We start from the raw sequence: 5,468 nt of genomic DNA, 5'->3' as shown, positions 1-5,468 counted from the left end.
AATAATTAATTAATTTAAAATTAATGCGTCAACTATATTGACATCTACCGTTACCCATGAACATAAGGATCATATAAAAGGTGCAGGAATACTATCTAGAAGGTTTAATATCCCCATTTATGCAAATAATAATACTTGGGAAGCCATGAGAGAATATCTAGGGAAATTAGATGATGAAAATATAAAAATAATAAATAATAATGATAATTTTGAAATAGGCAATATTGGAATAGACACATTTAGCACAAGTCATGATGCAGTGGATTCACTAGGATATAGCTTGAATTATAAGAATAAAAAAATAAGCATAGTAACTGATACTGGTATAATAACAGAAGATATGAAATCAAAAATAAAGGATTCAGATTTGCTAATGCTTGAATCAAATCATGATATAGAAATGCTAAAAATAGGAGCTTATCCTTATTATTTAAAGAAAAGAATATTATCTGAAAAGGGACACTTATCAAATGAAGATGCAGGTAATCTGATAGCAGAAATATTTAAAGATAAATTTCAAAAGATATTTTTAGGTCATCTAAGTAGAGAAAATAATTTTCCTGAACTTGCCTATCAAACAGTTGTTAACATAATGACAGAAAAGGGTATAAAGTTAAACAAAGATATAGACCTTGTAGTTGCAAATAGGAGTGATCCCACTGTCTTTTGTATAGTTTAAAAGGAGGAAAAAGTGATGAGTGATGAGTACAATGACGATAACAATAATTTTGAAGAAGAATCTGTAAGAGAAAATAAAGATTGGCATAGTCCTATGGGACCAGCTAGAGAAAAACAAATAGTATATAAGGAAAAGAAAAAAAGAGGTGGGTTTTTTTCATATATGCTAATAGCACTTGTTTCAGCCCTTATAGGAGGATTTATAGTAGCATATATTGCACCAACTTATCTTTATGGAAATATAATACCTTTTCCTGAAAGTAATAGCAGCAATATGAATAAAGCTGGAAATGAAACAATAAAGATAAACACTAAGGATGATATAAACACAGTATCAGCAGTAGCAAAAAAATCTATGAATTCTGTAGTTGGTATTACAACCACAACAACTGAACAAAACTTATTTGGAAATGAAGTACCAAGCCAAGGAGTAGGTTCAGGAGTTATAGTTGATAGTGATGGGTTTATACTTACAAATTCACATGTAATCGATGGTGGAAATGCAGATGATATCACAGTACAATTTGAAGATGGAACAAAAACAAAAGCACAGGTATTATGGCAAGATTCAACATTAGATTTAGCTATAATAAAAGTAAATGAAAAAAATCTACCAGCAGCAGAACTTGGAAATTCAGATGAACTTATAGTTGGAGAACAGGCAATAGCAATAGGAAATCCATTAGGATTACAATTCCAAAGAACAGTTACATCAGGAGTAATTAGTGGACTGGATAGAACAATTTCATCAGAAAGTATAGTAATGGAAAATTTAATTCAGACAGATGCCTCTATTAATCCAGGAAATAGTGGTGGAGCATTATTAAACAGTCAAGGAGAAGTAATAGGAGTAAATACAGCAAAAATACAATCAGCAGAAGGACTTGGATTTTCAATACCTATAAATATTGCAAAGCCAATAATAGATCAAGTAATATCTGAAGGTGAATTTAATATGGCTTTTATAGGAGTATCAGGTCTTGAAATAGAAAAATATGAAAAAGCCTTAGGAGTAGATATAGAAGCTGAAAAAGGCTTTGTAGTAGTTGAAGTATCAGCAAATTCACCAGCTTCAAAAGCAGGCTTGCAAGCAAATGATATAATAACAAAAATAGGTGATTTAGAGGTTACAAACTTCACAACCCTTAGAAAGGCATTATATAATTATAAACCTGGAGACAATGCAAAAATAGAAATAATTAGAAATGGAAAAGCAGAAAATATAGAGATAACATTTGATAAGGCACCACAAAATAGATAATATTAAAGACTTGGCAGTTTTTTTGCCAAGTCTTTAGTTATTTTCAGGAAAATAGGATATAATATAATAAAGAATATAAAGAAACTTAAATATAGAAAAATATTAGATTAGGAGTGATTTGATGTATGTGGTATGTAATGAACATTTAGAAGAAGCAATAGATGAATTTGTAGAGATATATGAGCAACCACCAGATATTTACAACTTAGATAGCGTATCATTTACAGATTGGATGAGTCCATCAATATGTGACAAATGTGATAAATCCCCCAAATTTTTAGTAGTGTAAGCTTCAAATAAGCATATAGGACAAGCAGGAAAAGGTTTCACGTGAAACATTAGAAATAATCAAAAGAAGTTTTTATATTAAAGGTGTGTGTTAATAGAATGAATATCACAGTAATAGCAGTAGGTAAGATAAAAGAGAAATACATAATAAATGGCATAAAAGAATTTACAAAAAGACTTTCAGCATACTCAAAACTTAAAATAATAGAAATAAAAGATGAAGCTACAAAAGAAAATATGTCAAAATCAGAAGAGGATATCATAAAAAATAAAGAGGGCGAAAAAATTTTATCTAAAATCCCAAACAACTCCTATATAATATCATTATGCATAGAAGGAAAGCAGTTAAAATCAGAAGAATTATCTAAAAAAATAGATGATTTAGGGGTGAAAGGTATAAGTAGTATAACTTTTATAATAGGTGGATCAATAGGTTTATCTGATCAAGTGGTGAAAAAAAGTGATTTTAAACTATCATTTTCAAAAATGACATTTCCACATCAATTGATGAGGCTTATATTACTTGAACAAATTTATAGGGCGTTTAGGATAAGTAAGGGAGAACCTTACCATAAATAAGAGTGATTAGAAATTTAAAAAGCTGGGTAAATATATGAATGTTGAATAATTTAAAAATAAATTCTAAAATATAAAGGAGTATTGATTATATGAATTCAGATTATAAAGCATTATTTGATAATTTTACATTTAAAAATAATATCCAGTTAAAAAATAGAATTGTAATGGCTCCTATGACTAATTACTCTTCTAATTCTGATGGAACTGTATCAGATGCTGAGTTAGACTATTATATACGTAGGTCCAAGGGTGTAGGAATGGTAATTACTGCCTGCACGTATGTTACACCAAATGGAAAAGGATTTAAAGGAGAATTTGCAGGAGATAGTGATGATATGATTCCAAGCTTAAAAAAGTTATCAGATACTATAAAAAATCAAGGTGCTAAAGCAGTACTTCAAATCTTTCATGGGGGTAGAGCATGTCCGCCTGATATAGTACCAAATGGGAAAATATTTAGTGCAAGTGACATAGCGGCAGAGGGAAGTTCTAATATACCTCAAGCCTTAACTAAAGATCAGATAAATGATATTATTATAGCATTTGGTGATACTACTAGGCGAGCTATTTCTGCAGGTTTTGATGGTGTAGAGATTCATGGAGCAAATGGATATCTAATACATCAATTCTTTTCACCACATTCTAATAGGCGTGAAGATGAATTTGGAGGAAGTTTAGAAAAACGATTAAAATTTCCTTTAGAGGTTGTAGATGAAGTTAAAAGGGTAGTAAAATCTCATGCAGATGAATCTTTTATCATAGGGTATAGATTCTCACCAGAAGAGCCATCAACACCAGGAATTACAATGAAAGATACACTCAAATTAGTAGATGAGCTGTCTGATAAAGATTTAGATTATCTTCATGTATCACTTATGGATTTTTGGTCTAAACCTAGAAGAGGTGTTGAAGATACAAAAACTCGTATAGAATATCTGTTAGAAACAATTAATAATAGACTACCATTAATTGGCGTAGGTTCAATTCATACACCCAAAGAAGCTAAAAAAGCATTAGATGAAGGCGTTGATATGGTGGCCCTTGGCCGTGAACTACTCATGGAACCAGATTGGGTAGAAAAGGTAAAGGAAGGAAAAGAATCTGAGATTGTAACTACATTATCTAAAAAAGATCAAGATAAATTAGTCATTCCAGACCCATTATGGAAGAAACTTATTAATACTAAAGGATGGCTACCGGTTGTAGATTAAAAAATATTAGTTTTTGAATAATAGAAAGGAATTATCTGATAATGAGGCTAATTTTAGTCATATTAGATAATTCCTTTTTATTATAATAAATATGTTATAATAAAAACAATGGTGTTTCATATACTTTATTTAGATGAAACATTAAAAATAATAAAAGGAGTTAAGAAATGGAAAATATGATAATAAGAGATTTTGAAACTAAGGATTATGATAGAGTGCTTGAATTAAATGATGAGTCAGTACATTTTTTATCACCATTAACAAAGGATAAGCTTAAGAGAATTATATCTGAATCAGAAATGATGAAGATAGTAGAAGTAGATAAAAATGTAGAAGCATTTGTTTTGACTTTTAGAGAAAACAAAGAATATGATAGCGTTAATTATTTGTGGTTTGCTGATAATTATAAAGAATTTTTATACATAGATAGGGTAGTAGTATCTGTAAAAATGCAAGGTAAGGGACTAGGAAAAGCTTTGTATGAATCTGTAATCAGTCATGCAAAATCAAATGATGTGCCTTATGTATCAGCTGAAATTGATATTAAACCTCCTAATCCAGGTTCATTAGTATTTCATGAAAAATTTGGATTTAAAGAAGTTGGAAAACAAACAGTTTATGAAGGCAAAAAAGTTGTATCCTTACAAGTTGTAAAAATTGATTAATGATTATAATAAAATATAATTTAAATTGAAAACATATAGGTGCACCTATATGTTTTCAATTTGCCAATCTATAGCTTCTTTTCCAATTGATTTTAAGAATTCATTAGTTTTAGAAAAAGGCTTACTGCCAAAAAAACCTCTATAAGCTGCAAAGGGACTTGGATGAGCAGATTTTATTATAAAGTGTACTGGGTTTTTTATTAAAACTTCTTTTGACTCAGCATTTTTTCCCCAAAGAATGAAAACAATAGGATCTTCTCTTTGATCTAGTAAATCAATTATTTTATCAGTGAAAATTTCCCAACCCATATTTCTATGAGAATTTGCTCCACCAGCCCTAACAGTCAGTACTGTATTAAGAAGGAGTACCCCTTGGTCAGCCCATTTTTTTAAATATCCATTATTGGGGATATAACAGTTTAAATCACTATTTAATTCCTTATATATATTTTTAAGAGAGGGAGGGGTCTTTACTTGTGGTTTTACAGAAAAGCTCAAACCATGAGCTTGATTTGCTCCATGATATGGATCTTGACCCAATATAACTACCTTTACATCCTTATAGGAAGTGAAATGTAAGGCATTAAATATATCATGCATATTTGGATATATAGTCTTAGTCTTATATTCATTTATCAAAAACTTTCTAAGTTCCAAATAATACTCCTCTTCAAACTCATCTTCTAATAGATCATTCCAATCATTTTCTAAAATTTTCATATCAATCACCTCTCGTATAATATGTTTAGAAGCACTTTTTATTAAGTCTTCTAAGCATGTTTTATT

Annotated in this window: 7 protein-coding genes; 6 read left to right on the top strand and 1 reads right to left on the bottom strand. The window is 29.7% G+C overall.

Features of this window, described 5'->3' with window-relative positions; genetic code table 11:
* Window positions 1-37: 37 nt before the first annotated feature.
* The 6 genes from ACTHUW_RS12405 to ACTHUW_RS12380 all read left to right on the top strand — a co-directional run bounded on the left by ACTHUW_RS12405 (window position 38) and on the right by ACTHUW_RS12380 (window position 4,682).
* Entirely contained in the window at window positions 38-679 is a 642-nt protein-coding gene (locus tag ACTHUW_RS12405) for an MBL fold metallo-hydrolase (protein WP_442213472.1), read from the top strand.
* Window positions 680-694: 15 nt separating this feature from the next.
* Complete coding sequence (htrA, locus tag ACTHUW_RS12400) at window positions 695-1,939, top strand: serine protease HtrA (protein WP_442197431.1); 1,245 nt, start codon at window positions 695-697, stop codon at window positions 1,937-1,939.
* A gap of 121 nt (window positions 1,940-2,060) precedes the next feature.
* Entirely contained in the window at window positions 2,061-2,228 is a 168-nt protein-coding gene (locus ACTHUW_RS12395; RefSeq protein ID WP_442197432.1) for a CxxH/CxxC protein, read from the top strand.
* 98 nt (window positions 2,229-2,326) lie between these two features.
* Window positions 2,327-2,806 carry a 23S rRNA (pseudouridine(1915)-N(3))-methyltransferase RlmH gene (rlmH, locus tag ACTHUW_RS12390; RefSeq protein WP_442197433.1) on the top strand — a complete coding sequence of 160 codons (480 nt, stop codon included), beginning with the start codon at window positions 2,327-2,329 and terminating at the stop codon, window positions 2,804-2,806.
* Between the two features lie 89 nt (window positions 2,807-2,895).
* Entirely contained in the window at window positions 2,896-4,017 is a 1,122-nt protein-coding gene (locus tag ACTHUW_RS12385; protein ID WP_442213470.1) for an NADH-dependent flavin oxidoreductase, read from the top strand.
* Window positions 4,018-4,184: 167 nt separating this feature from the next.
* Window positions 4,185-4,682 (top strand): GNAT family N-acetyltransferase, encoded by a 498-nt coding sequence (locus ACTHUW_RS12380; RefSeq protein ID WP_442199008.1) that lies wholly within the window; start codon window positions 4,185-4,187, stop codon window positions 4,680-4,682.
* 45 nt (window positions 4,683-4,727) lie between these two features.
* On the opposite strand, the gene ACTHUW_RS12375 is transcribed toward ACTHUW_RS12380, so the two are convergent.
* Complete coding sequence (locus tag ACTHUW_RS12375; protein ID WP_442213474.1) at window positions 4,728-5,402, bottom strand: uracil-DNA glycosylase; 675 nt, start codon at window positions 5,400-5,402, stop codon at window positions 4,728-4,730.
* Between the last annotated feature and the right edge of the window lie 66 nt (window positions 5,403-5,468).

Origin of the sequence: Senegalia sp. (in: firmicutes), assembly GCF_052088025.1 — a bacterium.
Taxonomy (GTDB): domain Bacteria; phylum Bacillota; class Clostridia; order Tissierellales; family SIT17; genus Anaeromonas.
The sequence above is the reverse complement of the archived record's forward strand: the minus strand, read 5'-3'. Positions and strand labels throughout refer to the sequence as shown.